The following is a 21,222-nucleotide window of genomic DNA, read 5'->3' on the forward strand; positions in this document are numbered from 1 at the left end:
TGTAGCCGAAATCGGAGGCGGTCTGCCGGATCCTGCGCCAGTGTTCCTCGGTTGCGCCGATCGTCCCCAGCATGACGTCGGCGTGACCGACGATGTACTTGGTGGCGGCATGGATCGAGATGTCGACGCCCTTCTCGAAGGCACGGAAGCAGTACGGCGTGGCCCAGGTGTTGTCGGCCAGCACCGGGATCGAGCGCGCGTGCGCCGCCGCGGCGATGGCCGGGATGTCCTGCATCTCGAAGGTGAGCGAGCCGGGCGATTCGCAGTAGACCAGGCGCGTGGTCTCGCGCAGCAGCCGCTCGATCGCGCCGCCGAGCGCGGGATCGTAGAACTCGGTCTCCACGCCCATGCGCTGCAGGCGCCCGAGACAGAAATTGCGCGTGGGCCCGTAGACGTTGTCGGCGACGAGAATATGGTCGCCGCTGCGGGTGAAGGCGAGCAGCGACACGACGATCGCCGCCAGGCCCGAGCCGACCGCGCACACGCGCGCTGCGCCTTCGAGTTGTGCCAGCGTCTCTTCCAGCGCGAAGCGCGTGGTGGTGCCCGAGCGCCCGTAGCGCACGCCGGCGAAGCGGTCGCTTCGATCTTCGTGCGACTCGACGTCCGGATAAAGGATCGTGGACGCGCGGATCACCGGCACATTGACGGCACCGTCGAAACGCTCGGGCGAGCGCCCGGCATGGCTCAGGACCGTGTCCTTGCGCATGTTCGGCGGCGGCTTCTGCCATTTTCCGGCCACGTCTTCGCTCCCCCAATATCCAGGATGCGGTTGACTCGATGTGCGAACGCCGATTGTAGCCGGGATGCGGGCCCGGGTTAACCCGCTTTTAACCCGCTTGCATGGTGCCGAGCGCGCCTACCGCCCGGAACAGGTTTTCGATCGTGGCGCGCTCGATCCCGCGCGTGATGAAGACGATGCGCGAGCGCCGGTCGTCGTCGCTCCACGCCGGCAGCTTGGCGGGCGGATGGAAGATGTGCTGCACGCCCTGCACCACCACCGGCCCCACTTCGCCTTCGACATTGACCAACCCCTTGACCCGCAACAGGTCGGGACCGCGCAGCGACGTGAGCACCGTCATGCAGGTCTCGAACGAGGCCCACGTGAACGGTCTTTCGAACCAGAGGCAGAACGACTCGATGCCGGACGTGTGCCCGGCCTGCGGGTGAAGCCCGCTGCCGCGTTTCGGGCCGGCAAGCGGGCCGATCCAGCGCGAGAGTTTGTCGGCCGAGACGGTGCGCGTCGTGAGGCCGACGTCGATCAGCAACGCCGGATCGACCTCGCCCTGCACGACCTCGATCAGCATCGCCTGAGGATTGATGTCGGCAAGCCGTGCGCGCAGTGCCGTGACCTGCTCCGGCTTGGCGAGATCGGTTTTGCTCAGAAGCAGCCGGTCGGCGATCGCGGCCTGCTTGAGCGGCTCGTTCAGCGTATCGAGCTGCTGCAAACCGTTGACCGCGTCGACCAGTGTGACCACGCAATCGAGGCGGAATTTGTCGGCCAGCAAGGCATCGCTCGCCAGCGTCTGTACCACCGGCGCGGGATCGGCGAGCCCCGTGGTCTCGACGAACACGCGATCGAACTGGATCACCTCGCCATGCAGCCGCTTGGTGAGGATGTCGCGCAGCGTCTCCTGCAGATCGGTGCGCACCGTGCAGCACAGGCAGCCGTTGTCGAGCAGCGCCATGCGCTCCGAGGAGGTTTCGAGCAGCTCGTGATCGATCGATTCCTCGCCGAACTCGTTGACGATCACGGCGGCGTTGCTCATCCCCGGGTGGCGCAGCAGCTTCTTCAGCACCGTTGTCTTGCCGCTGCCGAGGAAGCCCGTAATAACGCTGATGGGAATGCGGCCGGCGAACGGGTCGCGCCCTCCGATTGCCAGTGATGCTTCGCTCGTCATGTCTGCTGGAAGCCTTCCGTTTACCACCCCGTCCGCGACACCGTCGCGTCCCGCCCCTCCTTCGCAGGAGGGGAACTCATCCCCGCTCTTCGGCAGGAGGGGTCACCAACTCCCCTCCTCGTCGAGGAGGGGTGGCGCGAAGCGACGGGGTGGTGGGGGCGGTCCTAGATCTTCATCTCCACCGCGTACAAACCACCCGCGAACCGGTCGACGCAAAACACGATCCCGCGGTCGTCCCAATAGACGTCGTTGATCTGCACTGAGCCCTTGGGGGACATCTTGGGCGCGCCGGGTACAAAGTACGCCACCTCCGCCGGCTGGTACGGGTTGGAGGTGTCGTAGGCCCGCATGCCGCCGTTGAAAAACGTCGCGAGCACGATCCGGTCGTCGCGGTGGGCGCATTTCACCGGCGGGTTCTCGTGCAGGTTGTGCGAACCGAAGCGACCGCCGCGCTTGGCGAACACGTCCACCGGCGGCAGCGGGAAGGTCGCGATCGGCGTCGGGTTGGTCTCGTCGCGATTGTCCACCACCCAGGTCATCTTCGGCCAGTCGGCGCCGTCGTCTTTGGTGCACTCGTCACTGACGATCAGCAGATCGCGGCTGAGCAGCGGCATGACGGTATGGGTGAAGCCGGTGTTCGGCGGCGCGTAGCGCCAGTTCGACACCATCTTCGGATGCGCCTTGTCCGAGATGTCCAGGATCACCGCACCGCCGTCGATGTAGCCGACGTAGGCGCGATCGGGCCGCTCGGGATAGACGTTGGTGTTGTGAGCACGGTATCCAGAATCGAATTTCGGCATGCGCCGAACCGGCGGCTCGCTGTCGCCCTCGCGCGTGCCGGGATACCACCAGCGGCCGACCTCGGTCGGCTTGGTCGGGTTGCGCACGTCGATGATGCGGTAGAACTGGTCGTCCTTGGGGTTGCGCGGCTGGAAGTCAGGGGCGCCGGAGGCCATGTGTATGGTTTCGCCGTCGACGAACCACAGGCAGTGCGTCCCGCGCGAGTGCGGCCCGGAGGCGTCGAAGTGGGCGATCGAGCGCGGCTTTTCCGGCACGCTCACGTCGAACAGCTCGAACCCTGCCGGCTTCACCCCGACCTGCTTGGTCTGGTAGGCCACCGCGAGGATGTCGCCGGAGACCTCGAGCGAATTGGAGCGCATCTGCGCGTGCGGCAGATCGGTCTGCACGACCACCTTCGGCGTGCGCGGATCGGTCACGTCGACCGCGGTGAAGTTCTTCGGCGCCGACTCGTGCGCGAGCCACATGATGCGCCGGCCGTCCTTGGCCATCTGCATCGCCACGCCTTCGCCGACGCCGCCGAAACCGTCCAGCTCGTGATGCGACAGCAGCGTCATGTTCAACGACAAGGTGCGATCGGCCTGGCTGCCGACGTTCATGCTCGTGCTCATGGCATTCATCCCTTTCGAGTTCGTCTGCGTGCTCCCGTCGCCGGACGCGCCACCGAAGGCGCCAACCCGGCCATCTCCTTCAATACCGCGCACACCGCCGCGGTGTCCTGCTTATCCCGGCCCTGCGCCAACGCGGCGCTGTAGATTGCGCGCGACGCATCGAACAGCGGCGTCGGGCAACGCAAGCCCGTGGCGAAACCGCCGATGATGTCGATGTCTTTCTGGTACACATCGCACTTCATGGTCGGCCGTTCGTAGTCGTCCGCCAGCATGAGCGGCCCGCGTATCTCCAGCATACGCGAGGTTCCGGCGCCATTGCTCAGAGCCTCGAGCATCAGCTGCGGCTCGAGGCCCGACTTGATGCCGAGCGTCAGCGCCTCGGCGGCCGCCACGTTGTGTATCGTGACCAGGTGGTTCGCCACGTACTTCAACTTCGACCCGGCGCCGAACTCGCCGACGAACCACACCTTGCGGGCGAAGCCCTCCAGCACCGGCCGGATTCTGCGCACGTCCGCCTCGGGTCCGCTCGCATAGACCGCGACGTCCTTGTTCTCCGCCTGCGCGCCGGTGCCGCTGATCGGACAATCGAGCATGCGAATGCCGTGTTGCGCCAGGCGCTCGCGCGCATCGGTCTTGCGCTCGAGCGGCATGGTGCTCACGTCGGCGACGATCAGGCCGCTGCGGCCCCCCTGCGCGATGTCGCGCCGGCCTCTCTGCGCATTGTCGCGCGCGCCTTTCTGCGCGGTGTCGCGCCGGCCATTCTGCGCGATGTCGCGCCGGCCTTCCTGCGCAATGCCGCCCGGGCCGAAGTACGCGGCCTCGTAAGCTGCGTAGCTCGCCAGCGCGGTGATGACCACTTGGGCCTGCGCCGCAACCGCGGCTGCCGAATCGAGCGGCCGACCGCCGCGGCTGCGCAGCAACGCCTGCTGCGCCGCGTCGGTGTCGAAACCGCAGACATCGAAGCCGGCAGCCAGCAGATGCTTGGAAAACGCGCCTCCGATGATGCCCAGGCCGACGAATCCCACGCGCAAGGCCTGCGGCTGCGCCCGCGACTTCGGCTGCGCCATCGCTCGTCTCGCTCCCCTTTCAGTTCGCCTTGCGCTCGACCCGGGCACGCACCTGCTCTTCGGGGCTCATGGAATCCAGCTTCTGTTCGAGCCAGGCGGTCGAGCACACGGCCGCATATCGGGTCGAAGGCGCGCATGCGGCGAGCGACCAGGTGCTGCCGCGCGGCAAGTGCGCGATGTCGCCCGGGCCGCAGCGCTTGCGCTCGCCCTCGACTTCGATGTCGGCGCCGCCGCGCAGCATGTATACGAAGCGCTCGGGCGCGGCTCCGCTCGACAAGTGCGGCGTGAGCAATCGGCTCTCGAATTGTTCGAAGCGGTAGAAAGGCATGCGGTCGTGTCCTGATGCCAGCGGGCAGGATCCGGCGTCGAGGCCGGAAGGTCGAGCGTGGCGGCACTGTAACACGCGCTGCGGCAGCCGGGCTAGGCGTGCCGGGGTCATGAAGTGCGTGTACGTGCCGGCCACGACGCCAGCCAGGCGTGCTGCCGCCGGATGGTGGTGGACATCGCAGTTCGGCAGCCGCTACCATGCCTCGCCGGAGGGGGCGATGGTTATTTCCTGCGTAGCATCCTGTCTTTGGTCGAAGCTCTTTTCCTGGATTCCCGCTTTCACGGGAATGACGGCATTGCACGGCGATGCTGGAGCGCACGGGCTGCCGCACGTCGAGCGCGACGCCTGCGGCGCGGAGGACGACCCGACATGACGGCGGCCGAGGCGACGCGCGAATTCCTGGTCGGCATCGACATCGGCGGCACCTTCACCGATTGCGTGGTCATCGACCGGCGCGGGAGCGTGCATTCGGTCAAGGTGCCCTCGACTCCGGACGATTTCGCGCGCGGCATGATCGAGGCGTTGACCGCGGGCGCGGCGCTGCTCGATATGGAGCTGGCGACCTTCTGCCGCTCGATCGCGTTTCTTTCCCACGGCACCACCGTCGGCACCAACGCCATCATCCAGAGCCGCGGCGCCCGCGTGGGCCTCATTACCACCCGCGGTCACGAGCATGCGATCCACATCATGCGCGGCTCGCGCGGCTTCACCGGCCGGGACATCCGCAAGGTGGTTCATTTCCCCGAGACGGCGAAGCCCGTCCCCATCGTGCCCAAGCGCCTGATCCGCGGCGTATCGGAGCGGGTTGATTGCTTCGGCCGCGTGGTTGCGCCGCTGAACGAGGCCGACGTCGAAGCGGCCGTGCAGGAGCTCGTGGCGAGCGGCGTGGAAGCGATCGCGCTGTGCTTTCTGTGGTCGTTCAAGAATCCTTTGCACGAACGCCGGGCGGCCGAGATCGTGCGCGCGGCTGCGCCGGATCTCTTCGTGACTTGCTCGATCGACATCGCGCCCAAGTGGGGCGAGTACGAGCGCGTCGCCGCAACCGCCTTCAACGCTCACCTCGGGCCGATCATGTCGGGCTACATCGCCCGGCTGGACGGCGCGCTCGCGCAACTGGGCTATCGGCAAGGACTGCAGATCTCGCAGTGCGGCGGCGGAACCATCCCGGTGGCGCGCGCACTGGAGGCGCCGCTTCTCACGCTCGACTCCGGGCCGGTCGCCGGCGTCACGGCATCGCTCTTTCTCGGCAACATCATGGGTGAGCCCAACGTCATTACGACCGACATGGGCGGCACGTCGTTCGACGTCAGCATCATTCACCAGGGCCGTCCCGCCTATACCTTCCTGAGCAATCTGCGGCAGTACGACTTCTTCCTGCCCAAGGTCGACATCCAGGCGATCGGCAGCGGCGGCGGCAGTCTGGTTCGGGTCGATGCCGAATCGCAGCGCATCAGCGTGGGACCCGACAGCGCGGGCGCGTTCCCGGGGCCCGTATGCTACAGCCGCGGCGGGACGATGCCGACGGTGACCGATGCGCAGCTCGTGCTCGGCTACCTCGACCCGGACAACTTCGCCGGCGGGCGCATGCGGCTCGACCGGCGGGCGGCGGTCGCGGCGATCGACGCCTGCGCCGGACTGCTCGGCATGACGGTGCTCGAATGCGCGGCCGGGATCTGCCGCATCGTCGAGCTGCAGATGGCCGACGTCATCCGCAAGACGACGGTGGAAAAGGGCTTCGATCCGCGCGATTTCGTCCTCTTCGCCTTCGGTGGCGCAGGTCCCGCCCATGCAGGCGTGTTCGCGCGCGAGCTCGGCATCCGACGCGTCGTGGTGCCGCAGAAGAAGGCGGCGTCCACCTGGTGCGCCTTCGGCGCCGCCGTGGCCGACGTGCTGCACATCCTCGAGCATGCCGAGATCCTGGCCACGCCGTTCGAAGCCGCGCGCATCGATGCGATCGCCGCCGCGCTGGAGCACGAGGCACGCGAGCGGCTGCTCAGCGAGGGCGTCGCCACCGAGCGGCATCGCTTCGAGCTCGCCATCGACATGCGCCATCACGGTCAGATCAACGAGGTCGAGGTTGCGCTGGATGCAAGCCGAATGGCTGCCGATTGCGAAAGCGATCTGCGCCGTCGCTTCGTCGCCCGCTACGAGCAACTGTACGGCCGGGGCTCGGCACTCGCAGGCGCTCGCCTGGAGATCGTGACGATCCGCCTGCGAGCACGAGCCCTCACGCCTCGGCCGCAGTTCCTGCCGATGCCGCTTGCCGACGCGGCGCCGCCTGCCGAAGCCCGGCGCCCCGCACGCGACATCTGGTGGCCTGGGGCAAAGGCGCTCGTTCCTACCGCCGTTTACGACGGCGAGCAACTACTGTGCGGCAATGCGTTCGCCGGCCCGGCCATCATCGAAACCCGCGACACCACGGTAGTGGTTCAGCCGGGCACGCGGCTGCGCGTCGACGAGCTCGGCAATTTCGTCCTGACTTTCGAGAGCACGCCATGACGGCTGCCCGCTTGAGCGCCCTGCCCGCCGAGCCATTCGATGGCCGCAATCGGCCGTATGTCCCGCCGCGCGAGCTTCGCATCGCATCGAGTCTCGAGCTGCATCGGGACTGCGCCCCCGAGATCGATCCGGTGACCTACGAGGTCGTGCGCCACGCGCTGTGGAACGTGAACGAGGAGCACGGCGCCACCATCCAGCGCCTCTCCGGCTCGCCGGTGGCGATGTACGCGCTCGACCTGAACCCTTCGATCCTCACCGAGGATGCCGAATTCGTCTTCTTCGGCCCGTACATGCAGTACATGTCGGGCGTCACCGACACGCAGGTGAAGTGGACCCTCGAATACCGCAGCGACAATCCCGGCATCCGCGAGGGCGACATGTTCCTGGCCAACGACCCGTGGGTGGGCGCGGCGCACCAGCAGGACGTGATGCTGCTCTGCCCCGTGTTCTGGGAAGGTGCGCTGTTCTGCTGGGTGACCAACTGCCTGCATCAATACGATATCGGCGGCATCACGCCCGGAAGCTTCTGCCCTGCGGCGCGCGACGCGTTCGACGAGGGCATTCTGATCCCGCCGGTGAAGATCGTCGAAGGCGACCGGGTCAGGCGCGATATCGAGGAGCTGTATCTGCGCGCGTCGCGCAAGCCCGCCTCGGTCGCGCTCGACTTCCGCGCCCAGCTCGCCGGCAACACCACCGCTCGTGACCGCGTTCTCGCACTCATCCGCCGCTACGGAGCGAGCACGATCAAGGCGGTGATGAAACGCATCCTGGACAACGGCGAGCGCGCATTCGTGCGCAAGCTCGGCCGCTTGCGCGACGGCATCTTTCGCGAGCGTACCTACGTCGAATGCTGTCGCCCGGGCGACCGCTCGACCTACCGCGTCTGCCTCGAAGTCGAGAAGCGAGGCGACACGCTGGTCTTCCGCAACGACGGCACCGCGCCGCAGGAAGGCGCCATGAACGCCACCTATTCGGGCTGGCGGGGCTCGATGCTGGTGGCGCTGAACGAGCTGATGTGCTGGGACCAGTATTTCTCGGTAGGCGGCGCGCTGCGTCATTGCGAATTCGATCCCACGCCCGGAACGCTCAACTGCGCGGACTTTCCCGCCTCGGTGTCGACCGCGCCGGTGCAGGCGATGGAGATATCGCTCTATCCCGCCTACAACGTGCTCTCGAAGATGATCTACAGCGATCCCGAGATGCGCGCCGACATCATGTGCATCGGCGGCACCAGCCAATGGCCGGCGACGGTGTTCCGCGGCATCGACCAGTGGGGCGAGCGCTTCGGCTACATCCTGGTGGATCCGATCGGTGGCGCCATCGGCGCCTTCGCCCATGCCGACGGGATATCGACCGGCGGCCAGTCGCGCACCCCGATCTGCAAGCTGCCCAACGTCGAGCATACCGAGCAGTCGTTCCCGGTGCTGTTCCTATACCGCAAGGAGGTGACGGATTCGGGCGGCGCCGGCCGCTGGCGCGGGGGACTGTCGGCCGAATCGTGCTTCGTCGCCCACGGCACGGCCGAGATCGTGCACGACACATTGTCGTCGGGCAATGCGATCCCGACTTCCGCGGGCATGATGGCCGGCTACCCCGGCGCGGTGAACCGGTACCGGTTTGTTCGAGAAAGCGACGTGGCTCAACGGCTCTCGGCCTCGCACCTGCCCGCCGACATCGATGAGCTCGAAGGCACCGAGGAGGTGCTGCAGCTGCGCCAGCAGAATTTCGTCCAGCGGCCCGGCGACGTGTATGCCGTGTTGTGGTCGGCGGCGGCCGGATTCGGCGATCCGCTGGAGCGCGACCCCGAACGGGTGGCGGCGGACGTGGATCAGGACTCCGTCTCCCCCGCTGCCGCGCGCGATACCTACGGCGTCGTCCTGAACCCCGACGGCAGCCTCGATCGGAAAGGAACCGAAGCGTGGCGCGCCGAACTTCGCCGCCAGCGGCTCGCCCAGGCGACACTTCCCGGATCCCCGCCGCAGCGCCTCGACGGCGAAGCGCGGTTTCGGGCCACCGAGAATCTGGCGGTGCGCGTGCAAGGCGGTCAGGAACGATTCAGCTGCGCCGGCTGTGCGACCGACCTGGGCCCGGTCGGCGCCAACTACAAGCTCGCCTGCGCCCGCTACGACGCGCCCATCGAAGCGGCCAATCCGATCGTCGGCGACCCGGCGCGATTCATCGATGCCCGGCCGGTTTTCCGCCAGTTCTTCTGCCCGGGCTGCGGCCGTTTGATCGAGAACGAGGTCGCGCTCGAAGACGAGCCGGAGCTGCACGATATCGAGCTTCTCGCCTGAATTTTTTTGTCCGGACATGGCGCAGGCGCGTGCTACAATTTTTTCCCGTTTCGGATAGCGGCACGGCGCAGCCCCGTACCGCTGCTGATATCGCCCTGACTGGAGGAACGACGTGTCAAATTTCGGGATGGTGGGTCTGGATTGGCAACAGCGGGTCAACTGGGAGCGCCTGCGCAACTACCGCCTCGAGCGCGCGCGCGAGCGCATGAAGGCGCACGGTCTGGGCGCGATGCTGCTCATGTACGACGAGAACGTCCGCTACGTCACCAGCACGCTGACGCCGGGCTGGAATCGGCTCAAGCCCGGCCTGCGCTATGCCATGTTGTGCGGCGACGACAAGCCGGTGCTGTTCGAGCAGGGCGACATCGGTTTCCAGATCGAGCGCCATTCCCCCTGGATACCGAAGGAGAACGTGCGCTGGTCCTACGCCTGGATCAAGGGCGCGGCCGGTCCCGCATCGCTGCAGCAGGTGCGCAAGTTCACCAATGCGATCAAGCAGGAGATGAAGAAGAGCAACGTCGCGGGCATGAAGCTGGGCGTGGACTTCATCGACATCAACATGATCCAGATCTTCAAGGACGAGGGCATCGAGTGGACCGACGGCATGTCGCCGATGATGGAAGCGCGCGCCGTGAAGAACGTCGACGAGCAGGAATGCCTGCGCATGGTCGGAGCGATCGGGGATGCGGCACACTGGGAGTTCATGAAGTTCCTGCAGCCCGGGCGCACCGAAAACCAGCTCACCGCGCACATCATGGAATATCTCTACAACATTCCCGGCATGGAAGACGTCGAGGACGTGATCGTCTCTTCCGGTCCGAACACCTGGCCCAACTGGCGCAACTTCTCGGATCGTATCGTCAAACCCGGCGACATCGTCTTCATGGACCTCGCCGCGCTCACCTGGAACGGCTACAAATCCTGCTACTACCGCACCTACTCCGTGGGCAAGGAGCCGACCCAGGAACAGAAGGACGTGTATGCGACGGCGCTCAAGTGGCTGTACGACTCGATCAAGGAAGTGAAGGTCGGCGCGACCACCCGCGACATCGCCTCCAAATGGCCTTCGGCGATGGACACCTGGGGTTACAAGGACGAGGACCAGGCCGCCGCCAACCTGTGGGGCCACGGGCTCGGACTGGCGCAGTACGATCCGCCCGTCATCTCGCGCATCTGGTCGCTGGACCATCCGATCGACATACAGGAAGGGATGGTCTTCGCGCTGGAGACCCAGCACGGCAAGATGCACCAGTGGGGCGTGCGCATCGAGGAGATGCTGATCGTGCACAAGGACAAGATCGAGATCATTTCCAGCTTCCCGGTGGAGCAGATCACCGTCGTGGATCCGATGCCGGGCTATTCCACCCTCGCCGGACGCTGACCGCACTTTCCTGGCTGACCAGCTCCCCTCTCCCCCCGGGGTGAGGGGCTGGGAGCCGACTCTCCCTCACCCTCGATCCCTCTCCCGGAGGGAGAGGGACGCAAACCTACTGGTCCACAACCTCTCATGTCGAATTACATCCTTCAGCTCGGCTCAGCGGAATCCTGCGACGCAAGCCGCGTCGGCCCCAAGTCCGCCAACCAGGCTGCGCTGAAACGAGCGGGTTTTCCGGTGCCGGGCGGTTTCTGCCTTGCCGCGGACGCGTATCGCGCGCAGATCAAGGCGCTCGGGCTGGAGAATTCGGCACGCAGCGCGTTCGCCACCGAAGACGGAATGCGCGCTCGCCGCTACGCGCTCGACATGAAGCTGGGGCTGCTCGACAAGCCCATCATCCCGGAGATCCTCGAGCCGCTGCTCGCAGCGCGCCGGCGCCTGGCCGACGAAACCGGCGCGCTGCTCGTCGTGCGCTCGTCCGCCCTGGTCGAGGATCGCGAGGGCGCGAGCTTCGCCGGCCAGTTCGAAAGTTTTCTCGGTCTCGAGGACGAGCAGGAGTTCATGACCGCGGTGCGTGCGTGCTGGGGCGCGTTGTGGGCGACGCGGGCGCTGCGCTACATGGCGACGCACGAGCTCGACCCAGCGGATACCGCGATGGCCGTGCTGGTGCAGCCGCTGATCAGCGCGCACGCGGCCGGCGGCGGCATGAGCCAGACGGCCGACGGCGGCATGCTGCTGAGCGCCACATGGGGGCTGGGCTCGTCGATCGCGCAAGGCGAGGTGACGCCCGACCGCTACCAGCTGAGCGCCGAGGGCGAGGTGCTGGAAACTATCGCCGGCCGCAAGGACCATAGCGTCGGCTGCGTGCATCGGGCCGAGCCGATGGCGCAGCTCGTGCCCAAGGCGTTGATGACCACGCCCTGCCTCGATGTGGTCCAGGCAAGCGAGCTCGGACGGATGATGAAGCGCATAGCCGAGCTCATGACCATGCCGGTCGAGATCGAGTGGGCGCTCGACGGCGAAGGGTTCAAGCTGCTGCAGGCGCGCCCGCTGCACATGCGCCCCGCGCAGGAGACGGACAAGGCGTGGCTGCATCATCCGCGGCTCAACGGTCATCCGGCCGGCATCGGCTGGGGCGAAGGCCGCGCCGTGGTCGTCAATTGCGAATGCGAGCTCGCCCGTGTTGCGCCGGGCGACATCCTGGTCACCAAGGTGGCGGGACCTGCGCTGAGCCAGGTGCTGCCGCGCGTTGCCGGGCTCGTCTCCGAGCTCGGCGGCAGCACCTCGCACCTCGCCTCGCTCGCGCGCGAACGCGGCATTCCGATGGTGCTCGGCGTGCACGAAGCGACGCAGCGCATTCCCGACGGCGCCCGCATGGCGGTGGACGGCGTGGCCGGCGTCGTGCGCTGGATGGGCTAGGCAGGCTGACCCCGTCATGCCCGCGCACGCGGGCATGTTGTCGCGCCGACGCGCGCCGTGTCGCGGGCAAGAATTGACGATACAATCGACGCAACTTTTCGAACTCTTTTCTAGCGGCCTCGTAGCATTCGACCAGCGAGCATGCGTCCGAGGATCTACATCACCCAGCCGATCGCGCCCGGCGCGATGGAACGCCTGCGCACCCTGGGCGAGGTCGATCTCAATCCCGACCCACTGCACATCCCGACCGAGCAGGAGTTGATCGCTGCGCTAAAGCGCTGCGACATTCTTCTCTGCCTGCTGCACGATCGGATCACGGCTGCCGTCATCGCGGCCAACCCGGCTCTGCGCGCGATCGCATCGATGACGATCACGCCCGCCAACATCGATGTCGCGGCAGCCACCGAGCGCCGCATCCCCGTGACGGTCATTCCGTCCTCGCTGCTCGACGATTCGACCGCGGATCTCGCCTGGGCGCTGCTGATGACGGTTGCGCGGCGGGTCTCCGAGTCCGACCGCAAGGCGCGCGCGGGCATCATTCCCGGTGCGCAATCGATGTATTTCACGGGCGCGGATGTCTCCGGGCGCACGCTCGGCATCCTGGGTGCCGGCGGCGTGGGCAAGGAAATGGCGCGGCGCGCGCTCGGATTCAAGATGCCGGTGCTGTACCACGATCCCAGGCGCCTCGCGCCCGAGCAGGAACGCAGCCTCAATCTCACCTGGGTGAGCTTCGACGATGTCCTGCGCCGCTCCGATTTCGTGTCGCTGCACGTCGCGCTCACCGAAAAGACGCACCACCTGATCGATGCACGCGCGCTGTCGCTGCTGCAGCCGCATGCGTTCCTCATCAACGCATCGCGCGGGCCGGTCGTCGACGAGCAAGCGCTCATCGCGGCGCTGGAGAACGGGAAGATCGCCGGGGCGGGCCTGGATGTGTTCGAGACCGAGCCCGACATCGATCCTCGCCTGCTTGCGCTTCACAACGTGGTGGTGACGGCGCACATGGGCAGCGCCACCCTACGGCTGCGCGCCGCAATGGCCGATGTGGTGGTCGACAACGTGGCCGCCATCGTCGCGGGACGCCAGCCGCCGAATTGCTGGAACGCCGAGATCTACGCAGGCGCGTGACACGGGAGAGAATATGAGCGACAAGGCGAAGGTGGTGTTGACCGACTACGTCTGGGACTCGCTCGCGGTCGAGCACGAGATCCTGGACGGGGTTGCGCAATTGACCGCGCTGCAAACCAAGAAGCCGGACGAGTTCGTTGCCCAGGCCGCCGACTGCGATGCGCTGCTCAACACCTATGCCGGCCCGATCACGGCCGAGGTGATGGCGCAGATGCCCCGGTGCAGGCTGATCGCCCGCTACGGCATCGGCGTCGACACCATCGACCTGGAAGCGGCCACGGCGGCCGGCATCATCGTCACCAACAATCCCACCTACTGCATCGAGGAAGTGGCCGAGCATGCCATGGCGATGGTGCTCGCCTGCGCCCGCAAGGTGGTGTTCTACGATCGGCTGGTGCGCGACGGGCGCTGGGAAGTGCCGCCCGGAAAGCCGCTTTTCCGTCTCGCCGGCAGCACGCTGGGGCTGGTGGGGTTCGGCAACATCGCGCGCCAGGTGGCGCTGCGCGCGGGTGCGTTCGGCATGCGCGTGCTCTACCACGATCCCTTCGTGCGCGAGACGCCAGCGGGGATTCCGGGCGCGCCGAGCGAGCTCGAGGCGATGCTCGCGCAGGCCGACATCGTCTCGCTACACCCGCCGCTCACACCCCAGACGCGTGGCATGTTCAACGACGCGCTGTTCGCGTGCATGAAGCCGAGCGCCTTCCTGGTCAACTGCTCGCGTGGCCCGATCGTCGATACCCCGGCGCTGGTGCGCGCGCTCGATGCACGCAAGCTTGCAGGCTGCGCGCTGGACACGACCGATCCCGAGCCGCTGCCGAATCCGCATCCGCTGCGCGGGCGCGATAACGTGATCGTGAACCCCCATGTTGCGTGGTACAGCGAACAGGCGATGAAGGGACTGCAGGCGGGCGCGCCGAACGAGGTCCGGCGCGTGCTGCGCGGCGAGTGGCCGCTCAATGTGGTCAACCCGGCAGTCAAGGGACGCAACCGCGCGGGGCTTTGAGCCGGGCCGGCGGCTCCGACTCCGGCAGCACGCCGATCGCATTCGGTCGAGGCAACGAGGTGAGCGCATGATGCAAGCACTGGAACTGCAACCGGCGCTCGATCGCGAGGACGCGCTGGAACGCGCGCGCCGGCTCATCCCCGAGCTCAGGGAGCGCACCGCCAAGACCGAGGCGCTGCGCCAGCTGCCGCCGGAGACGATCCACGAGCTGCATGCCACCGGGCTGTTCCGTATCCTGCAGCCACGGCGAGTTGGCGGCTCGGAGCTACCGTTTCGAACCCTGGTCGAAGTCTGTGCCCTCATCGGCCAGGGTTGCGGGTCGACAGCGTGGGTCTATGCGAATCTCGCCAGTCATCACTGGATGCTGGCAATGTGGGATCCGAAAGCACAGGACGAGATCTGGGACGAGTCGGCGGATACGCTGATTGCCTCCGCCTTCGTTTTCCCCGCAGGTCATGCGTACCGCGTCGACGGTGGCTATCGTCTTTCGGGCCGGTGGAAGTTCTCCAGCGGCATCGACCCGAGCCGCTGGTCGATGCTGGGCGCCGTGGTGCACGACGAGGCGAGCGGCGAAGGCGAGTACCGGATGTTCCTCGTGCCCCAGTCCGATTACCGGCCGATCGACACCTGGTTCGCCGCGGGCCTCAAGGGCACCGGCAGCAAGGACATCGAAGTTCAGGACATCTTCGTGGCGGCTTATCGTACGCTCGCGGTTTCCGATGCGCGCGGCGGCGCGACTCCGGGGTCAGCCGTCAATCCCGGGGCGCTCTACCGGCTTCCCGTGTTCGACATGTTTCCCTACGTGGTCGCGGGCACGTCGCTCGGCATCGCCGAAGGCGCGGTCGCGAGCTTTACCGCCGAGACGGCCAACCGGTTGGCGGCGTATTCCGCCACCCGCGTGGCCGACTATGCGCCGGTGCAGATTCGTCTGGCCGAAGCATCGGCGGCGATCAACGCTGCCCGCCTGGTGATGCTGGACCGGTGCGAGCAAGCAATGGCGATCGCGCGTCAGGGCGAGATACCGCCGCTCGAGACCAAGGTCGCGTTGCGGCGCGACGGCGCCTACGCCGCACGGCTGTGCACGCGCGCGGTCGACTTGTTGTTCGAAGCTTCGGGGGGCGATGCCCTGTACGACCAGCGCGCCATCCAGCGGGCATTTCGCGACGTGCACGCGGCGAACAGCCACAATGCCCTCACCTGGGATGTCGCCGCCTCGCTCTACGGCAAAGTCGCGCTCGGCATTCGCATCGATCATCCGACCATCTGACGAGCGACCATGATTCGCACGCTCGTGGCCTCCTCCCCTGCCCAGCGGATAACCGTAGCAGAAAATCGATGAACGAAGGCAGCGATACGAAATCCGTCGGATTCGACATGCGCGACTTGCGCAATGCGTTCGGCATGTTCGCGACCGGCGTCACCATCGTGACCACGTGCACGCCCGAGGGCCGTCCGGTCGGGCTCACCTGCAACTCGTTCGCCTCGGTTTCGCTCCAGCCGCCCCTGGTGCTGTGGAGTCTGTCGCTCTACTCGCCCAATCTGCAGGTTTTCCTGCAGGCGCCCCGCTTCGCGGTCAACATCCTGGCCTGCGACCAGTTCGAGCTGTCGCGGCGCTTCTCCTCGCCGGTGCGCGACCGGTTCGAAGGCGTTTCCTGGGCGAGCGGTGAAGGCGGCGTGCCGCTCATCCCAGGCGTTGCCGCGCACATCGAGTGCCGCAACGAAACGCGCCACTATTCCGGCGATCACGTCATCCTGATCGGCCAGGTGGTCCGCTACGCGTATCGCGACGTCGAGCCGCTGATATTCTCCCGTGGCCTGTATCGCTCGCTCGGCGCCTGCCTGACCGGTGACGGCTCCTGCTGAAGCGGGCCAGCCCGGATATTTCAACTGGCTCGCAACTCGACTCGCCGTTCGCCGATGCGAACGTATACGTTCGCGAATTCCCGGCGAACTCCCGTGCCCCGATGAAATATCCGGGCTAGGACGCGGGGCGCGGCGCTGCTTTGGGACGCGGCAGCGCGCGCTCGAACCAGTCGAGGATGCGCTCGCCGGTCCAGAACACGACCCCGGGTCGACTTTGCAGCGTCTCGAGCACCTGCTCGAAATACTTGATGCGATGAGGCACGCCCGAGATGTACGGATGCACCGCGATCGCCATGATCTTCGGGCGCGTCTTGCCTTCCTCGTATAAGCGCTCGAACTGGTCCGCACAACGGGAGACGAACTCGGCGGCGGCGTGGTGCTGCACAGGCATCATCGCGATGTCGTTCAGCTCCACCGTATACGGCATCGCGGCCAGCGGCCCATGGGCCGTGTCGATCCAGACGGGCTCGTCGTCGATCACCCAGTCAGCGATATAGCGCACTCCGGCTTCGGCGAGGTATTCCGGGGTGTAGAGCGTCTCGGTGAGCCCCGGGCTCAGCCATCCCACGGGACGCTTGCCGCTGAAGCGCTCCAGGATATCGAGCGAGCGGCCGATCATGGCCCGCTGATCGGACTCGGAATGGATCGGGCGCTGATCGTAGCTGTGACCCATGAATTCCCATTTGCCCTCGCGCGCGGCTGCGGCGACCTGCGGATAGACCTCGCATACGCGCGCATTGCAGGTGAGCGAAGGGACGATGCCGAGCCGATCGAGTGCGGCCTTCATGCGCCAGAACCCGACCCGCATGCCGTACTCGTGCCACGACCAGTGCGGCACGTCGGGCAGTTGCGTCAACCCCGTCGGCGGCGGCAGCACCTGCCGCGGCATCAGGCGGCCAATGTCCCACACTTCGACGTTGACGATGATCCATACCGCCACCCGGGCGTTGCCGGGTAACTTCAGCGACGCTCGCTCGACGATGGGCGAATAAGTCAGTCGGTCTATTGGTTTCATTGCCTGCTCTTTGCGGTCGAATCGAGCCGCAGGCTAGCACGCACGGCTGTTGCAACCAAGCGCTCTTCGCTTGTTCGATGACGAAGCCATGGACATGTTTCGGCACATGCCCGTTGCCGCAACGGTCGCGAGCCTCTATGCTGGGGCGATCGTCAAGTCGGAGGCCAGAACATGATTCGAATCGCCGCGGCAATGATGCTGTTCCTCGCGTCCCCGGTCCTGTATGCACAGAACGCGAAACCCGCCCTCGAGCACATCCGGGACAGCAAGACCATCACGATCGGCTACCGCACCGACGCGTTGCCGTTTGCGTACGCCGATCAAGCGAAACAACCCGCGGGTTACAGCGTGGAGCTGTGCAAGCGGGTCGCTGCCAGCATCGGACGCCAGATCAAGGTCCAGCCGCTCGCCATCAAGTGGGTGGCGACGACGTCCCAGAACCGCCTGGAGCTCGTGCGAGAGCGACAGATCGACATGGAGTGCGGCTCGACCACCGCAACGCTGTCGCGCATGGCGCAGGTCGACTTTTCGAGCCCGATCTTCGTCGACACGACCGGCTTGCTGGTTCGCCGGGCGTCGGGTGTATCCACTTTCGCGGGAGTGGCGGGAAAGAAGATCGCGGTGGTCGCAGGAACCACCAACCAGAAAGCGCTCGAAACAGCGATGAAGCGCCAGGGCGTGAAGGCGACCGTCGTGGCGATGAAGAATCGGGAGGAGGCGGTTGCGGCGCTGGAGGCCGGCTCGATCGATGCGTTTGCCGGCGACAAGATTCTGCTCCACGGGCTTGCCCGGAAAGTGAAGGATCCGGCTCAGTACGGCGTCATGGAGGAGGACCTCGGCTTCGAGCCGTATGCGATCGCGCTGCCGTATGGGGACGCCGCGATGCAGCTCGCGGTGAACCGTGCGCTTTCGGAAATCTACACCAGCGGGGCCATTGCCGAGATCTTCCAGGCTGCATTCGGTCCGGATACGAAACCGACGCCCGTCCTGCTCGTCATGTACGGGATTGCGTCTTATCCCGAATAGCCGGAGAGTAGCCTGCAACGTCGTGCCTCGCGTGCGGCCATCGTCTGCCAGTCTATCGAAAAAAGCCCCGCATCCCGGGGCTTTTTTGTGGCGTAGCTGGCGCATTCAGTGCCGCGAGCGGGCACTCAGTGCTACAAGCTCAAGCTGAACAACTCGCGCTTGAGCACGAACTGGCGCGGGAGGCGCGACTTGAGCTTCTCGAACAGCTCGCCGTGCGCATCCAGCTCCTCTTGCCAGACCTTCGTATCCACGCTCATCAGCTCGTTGAACTGCGCGCGGCTGACGGCCTCCAGCCCCTTCCACTCGATGTCCTCGTAGCGCGGCATCCAGCCAAGCCGGCTTTCCTTCGCTCCCACCTTGCCGTTGACCCGCTCGACGATCCACTTCAGCACGCGCATGTTCTCGCCGAAGCCTGGCCACAGAAACTTGCCGCTCTCGTCCAGGCGGAACCAGTTGACGCCGAAGACCTTGGGCGGGTTCTCCACCACGCGGCCCATGCGCAGCCAGTGATTGAAGTAGTCGCCCATGTGGTAGCCGCAGAACGGCAGCATGGCAAACGGGTCGCGGCGCACGACGCCCACCTTGCCGGTGGATGCTGCCGTGGTTTCCGAGCCCATGGTCGCGGCCATGTACACCCCGTAGTCCCAGTTGAACGCTTCGACCACGAGAGGCACGCCGATACTGCGCCGTCCACCGAAAATGAACGCACTGATCGGCACCCCATCCGGATTTTCCCATTCCGAGTCGATCGACGGACACTGCCCTGCCGGGACGGTGAAGCGCGCATTCGCATGCGCAGCAGGACGGCCGCTATCCGGCGTCCATTCCTTGCCCAGCCAGTCGATCAGGCGCGCCGGCGGCTGTTTGGTCATGCCCTCCCACCATACGTCGCCTTCGGGCGTCAACGCCACGTTGGTGAAAATGACGTTGGCCTTGAGCGTGTCCATCGCGTTCGCGTTGGTGCTGTAGGAGGTCCCCGGCGCCACGCCGAAGAAACCGGCTTCGGGATTGATCGCGTAGAAGCGCCCGTCCTTGCCGGGCTTGATCCAGGCGATGTCTTCACCGACCGTGGTCGTCTTCCAGCCCTCGAACGCCTTGGGTGGAATCAGCATCGCCAGGTTGGTCTTGCCGCAGGCGCTCGGGAACGCCGCCGCGACATAGGTCTTCTCGCCTTGCGGAGACTGCAGGCCGAGGATGAGCATGTGCTCGGCGAGCCAGCCCTGCTCCTTCGCCAGCACGGAGGCGATGCGCAACGCAAAGCATTTCTTGCCGAGCAACGCATTGCCGCCATAACCGGAGCCGAATGACCAGATCGATTTCTCTTCCGGAAACTGGACGATGTACTTCTCCGGATTGTTCGGCCAGATATCGTCCTTCTCGCCCGACTTGAGCGGCCGGCCTACCGAGTGCAGCGCCGGCACGAACTCGCCCTTGTCGCCGAGCACGTCCCAGACGGCGCGCCCCATGCGGGTCATGATGCGCATATTCACCACGACGTAGGGCGAATCAGTGATCTCGATGCCGATATGCGCGATGTGCGAGCCGAGCGGGCCCATCGAGAAGGGAACGACGTACATCGTGCGCCCGCGCATGCAGCCATCGAAGAGCTTGCCGAGCTTCGCCTTCATCTGCGCCGGATCGATCCAGTTGTTGTTCGGCCCGGCATCTTCGCGGTTGCGGCTGCAGACGAAAGTTCGATCCTCCATTCGGGCGACATCCGAGGGATGGGAGCGCGCCAGATAGCTGTTGGGCCGCAGCTTCGGATCGAGCTTGATGAGGACACCGGAGGCGACCATCTGGCTGCACAGCCGCGAGTTTTCGTCTTCGCTTCCGTCCACGAAATGAACGTCGTCGGGCTTGCACAACGCCACCATGTCACCGATCCATGCCCGCGCCTTGGCGTTGACGACATAGTCCGGGAAGCTGACGATTTCTGTGGCGACATGAGCAGCCGCGGTTTTTGGGGTCATGAAACGTCTCCGGATGCGGAAAGTTCTTGCGTTGGCTGAAATAGAATTTTACACCCATCGGCATGCAAAACCAGTGCCGTGATTCACATGTCATTTCAGGGCGTTAGTGCGATGTTTTGATGTGTGCAAAATGCATTTCCCGGGCAGGGGGTGTGCCGCGGCAAAATCCGGAGTCCATTCAATGGTCCTGCTGGCTTGACAACCGCAGAGCTCCTCGAAGCCACGGCAGCGCCGTTGTTAGATGGGGCGATTGTGCCGGTGGGTGGAAAAGAAATTAAGCACCGTTCGTGCCCGCACTTCCCTGCGCGTGCACAAGCTCATACGCCCGAATACGGCGCGCTGGCAGGGCATCCCTCCAGCGCGAAAATCAAAGCCGGTTCGACTCGCTCAGGGCATAGATCTCGGGCAGGTTGCGCCAGGCGCCGTGAACGTCCATGCCGAAGCCGAACACGTATCGATTCGGCAACGTGATGCCGACGAAATCCGCCGCGATCGGCTTGCTGCGCCCGATCGACTTGTCCGCGAACACGGCGCAATGGACATCCTTCGCCCCCTCGGCCACCAGCCCGTCTCGGATCGCGGCCAGCGTGATGCCTTCGTCCAGGATGTCGTCGAGCACGAGCACGGTGCGGCCCTGAACCGGTATGCGCGGGCGAACCTTCCATTCCAGGCTTCCGCCGCGGGTGGTATCGCCGTAGCGCGTCACGTGGACATAGTCGAGCTCCAGCGGGAACGCGAGCAGCGGCAGCAGATGCCCGCTGAATACGACCGCACCGCCCATGACCGTCAGCACCAGCGGCGTGCGATCCGCAATGCGTGCCGCGATCTCGCCAGCAAGGCGCTGCAGGGTGGCGTCGATCTCGGCTGCGCGCACAAGCCGCTCGGCCGAATGCAGTATCCGCCAGGCTTCATCGGGACTCAGCATGCC

General features: G+C 66.0%; 17 protein-coding genes. 9 read left to right on the forward strand and 8 right to left on the reverse strand.

Going from position 1 to position 21,222, the window contains the following annotated elements:
• The 5 genes from GEV05_05715 to GEV05_05735 form a co-directional block, all read right to left on the reverse strand.
• Positions 1 to 706: cystathionine beta-lyase (locus GEV05_05715; protein MPZ42891.1), on the reverse strand; the 706-nt coding region annotated here is incomplete at its 3' end.
• Positions 707 to 827: 121 nt separating this feature from the next.
• Entirely contained in the window at positions 828 to 1,898 is a 1,071-nt protein-coding gene (locus GEV05_05720) for a GTP-binding protein (protein MPZ42892.1), read from the reverse strand.
• A gap of 164 nt (positions 1,899 to 2,062) precedes the next feature.
• The gene (locus GEV05_05725) at positions 2,063 to 3,253 is read right to left on the reverse strand and encodes a hypothetical protein (protein MPZ42893.1); all 1,191 of its coding nucleotides are present in this window, start codon (positions 3,251 to 3,253) and stop codon (positions 2,063 to 2,065) included.
• Between the two features lie 59 nt (positions 3,254 to 3,312).
• Positions 3,313 to 4,374 carry an NAD-binding protein gene (locus GEV05_05730; protein MPZ42894.1) on the reverse strand — a complete coding sequence of 354 codons (1,062 nt, stop codon included), beginning with the start codon at positions 4,372 to 4,374 and terminating at the stop codon, positions 3,313 to 3,315.
• A 19-nt stretch (positions 4,375 to 4,393) separates the two neighbouring features.
• Entirely contained in the window at positions 4,394 to 4,702 is a 309-nt protein-coding gene (locus GEV05_05735; GenBank protein ID MPZ42895.1) for a hypothetical protein, read from the reverse strand.
• Positions 4,703 to 4,816: 114 nt separating this feature from the next.
• On the opposite strand from GEV05_05735, the gene GEV05_05740 reads away from it, so the two are divergent.
• From GEV05_05740 to GEV05_05775, 8 genes are all read left to right on the forward strand, one after another.
• The gene (locus GEV05_05740) at positions 4,817 to 7,201 is read left to right on the forward strand and encodes a hydantoinase/oxoprolinase family protein (protein MPZ42896.1); all 2,385 of its coding nucleotides are present in this window, start codon (positions 4,817 to 4,819) and stop codon (positions 7,199 to 7,201) included.
• Entirely contained in the window at positions 7,198 to 9,495 is a 2,298-nt protein-coding gene (locus GEV05_05745) for a hydantoinase B/oxoprolinase family protein (protein ID MPZ42897.1), read from the forward strand. The genes GEV05_05740 and GEV05_05745 overlap by 4 nt, the downstream gene beginning before the upstream one ends.
• A 112-nt stretch (positions 9,496 to 9,607) precedes the next feature.
• Positions 9,608 to 10,876 (forward strand): M24 family metallopeptidase, encoded by a 1,269-nt coding sequence (locus GEV05_05750; protein MPZ42898.1) that lies wholly within the window; start codon positions 9,608 to 9,610, stop codon positions 10,874 to 10,876.
• A 126-nt stretch (positions 10,877 to 11,002) separates the two neighbouring features.
• Complete coding sequence (locus GEV05_05755) at positions 11,003 to 12,289, forward strand: hypothetical protein (GenBank protein ID MPZ42899.1); 1,287 nt, start codon at positions 11,003 to 11,005, stop codon at positions 12,287 to 12,289.
• 141 nt (positions 12,290 to 12,430) lie between these two features.
• Entirely contained in the window at positions 12,431 to 13,417 is a 987-nt protein-coding gene (locus GEV05_05760; protein MPZ42900.1) for a D-glycerate dehydrogenase, read from the forward strand.
• Positions 13,332 to 14,420, forward strand: a complete 1,089-nt coding sequence (locus GEV05_05765; protein ID MPZ42901.1) for a C-terminal binding protein — start codon at positions 13,332 to 13,334, stop codon at positions 14,418 to 14,420. Before GEV05_05760 ends, GEV05_05765 begins: the two co-directional genes overlap by 86 nt.
• Positions 14,421 to 14,487: 67 nt before the next feature.
• Complete coding sequence (locus GEV05_05770) at positions 14,488 to 15,687, forward strand: acyl-CoA dehydrogenase (GenBank protein MPZ42902.1); 1,200 nt, start codon at positions 14,488 to 14,490, stop codon at positions 15,685 to 15,687.
• A 68-nt stretch (positions 15,688 to 15,755) separates the two neighbouring features.
• The gene (locus GEV05_05775) at positions 15,756 to 16,283 is read left to right on the forward strand and encodes a flavin reductase (GenBank protein MPZ42903.1); all 528 of its coding nucleotides are present in this window, start codon (positions 15,756 to 15,758) and stop codon (positions 16,281 to 16,283) included.
• A gap of 115 nt (positions 16,284 to 16,398) precedes the next feature.
• On the opposite strand, the gene GEV05_05780 is transcribed toward GEV05_05775, so the two are convergent.
• Positions 16,399 to 17,298, reverse strand: a complete 900-nt coding sequence (locus GEV05_05780) for a polysaccharide deacetylase (GenBank protein MPZ42904.1) — start codon at positions 17,296 to 17,298, stop codon at positions 16,399 to 16,401.
• A gap of 171 nt (positions 17,299 to 17,469) precedes the next feature.
• Here GEV05_05780 and GEV05_05785 point away from each other — a divergent pair, with 171 nt between their 5' ends.
• On the forward strand, positions 17,470 to 18,324 hold the full coding sequence (locus GEV05_05785) for a transporter substrate-binding domain-containing protein (GenBank protein ID MPZ42905.1): 855 nt from the start codon (positions 17,470 to 17,472) through the stop codon (positions 18,322 to 18,324).
• Positions 18,325 to 18,455: 131 nt separating this feature from the next.
• Here the strand turns inward: GEV05_05785 and GEV05_05790 are convergent, their stop codons facing one another.
• The gene (locus GEV05_05790; protein MPZ42906.1) at positions 18,456 to 20,294 is read right to left on the reverse strand and encodes a phosphoenolpyruvate carboxykinase (GTP); all 1,839 of its coding nucleotides are present in this window, start codon (positions 20,292 to 20,294) and stop codon (positions 18,456 to 18,458) included.
• A 367-nt stretch (positions 20,295 to 20,661) separates the two neighbouring features.
• On the reverse strand, positions 20,662 to 21,219 hold the full coding sequence (locus GEV05_05795) for a hypoxanthine-guanine phosphoribosyltransferase (protein MPZ42907.1): 558 nt from the start codon (positions 21,217 to 21,219) through the stop codon (positions 20,662 to 20,664).
• Between the last annotated feature and the right edge of the window lie 3 nt (positions 21,220 to 21,222).

The sequence above is a fragment of the Betaproteobacteria bacterium genome (assembly GCA_009377585.1).
GTDB lineage: Bacteria > Pseudomonadota > Gammaproteobacteria > Burkholderiales > WYBJ01 > WYBJ01.

Coding starts and splice junctions, on each gene's coding strand:
- GEV05_05720 (MPZ42892.1), bottom strand. CDS start 1,898: ATGACGAGCGAAGCATCACTGGCAATCGGAGGGCGCGACCCGTTCGCC.
- GEV05_05725 (MPZ42893.1), bottom strand. CDS start 3,253: ATGACGCTGCTGTCGCATCACGAGCTGGACGGTTTCGGCGGCGTCGGC.
- GEV05_05730 (MPZ42894.1), bottom strand. CDS start 4,374: ATGGCGCAGCCGAAGTCGCGGGCGCAGCCGCAGGCCTTGCGCGTGGGA.
- GEV05_05735 (MPZ42895.1), bottom strand. CDS start 4,702: ATGCCTTTCTACCGCTTCGAACAATTCGAGAGCCGATTGCTCACGCCG.
- GEV05_05745 (MPZ42897.1), top strand. CDS start 7,198: ATGACGGCTGCCCGCTTGAGCGCCCTGCCCGCCGAGCCATTCGATGGC.
- GEV05_05755 (MPZ42899.1), top strand. CDS start 11,003: ATGTCGAATTACATCCTTCAGCTCGGCTCAGCGGAATCCTGCGACGCA.
- GEV05_05760 (MPZ42900.1), top strand. CDS start 12,431: ATGCGTCCGAGGATCTACATCACCCAGCCGATCGCGCCCGGCGCGATG.
- GEV05_05765 (MPZ42901.1), top strand. CDS start 13,332: ATGTGGTGGTCGACAACGTGGCCGCCATCGTCGCGGGACGCCAGCCGC.
- GEV05_05770 (MPZ42902.1), top strand. CDS start 14,488: ATGATGCAAGCACTGGAACTGCAACCGGCGCTCGATCGCGAGGACGCG.
- GEV05_05775 (MPZ42903.1), top strand. CDS start 15,756: ATGAACGAAGGCAGCGATACGAAATCCGTCGGATTCGACATGCGCGAC.
- GEV05_05780 (MPZ42904.1), bottom strand. CDS start 17,298: ATGAAACCAATAGACCGACTGACTTATTCGCCCATCGTCGAGCGAGCG.
- GEV05_05785 (MPZ42905.1), top strand. CDS start 17,470: ATGATTCGAATCGCCGCGGCAATGATGCTGTTCCTCGCGTCCCCGGTC.
- GEV05_05790 (MPZ42906.1), bottom strand. CDS start 20,294: ATGACCCCAAAAACCGCGGCTGCTCATGTCGCCACAGAAATCGTCAGC.
- GEV05_05795 (MPZ42907.1), bottom strand. CDS start 21,219: ATGCTGAGTCCCGATGAAGCCTGGCGGATACTGCATTCGGCCGAGCGG.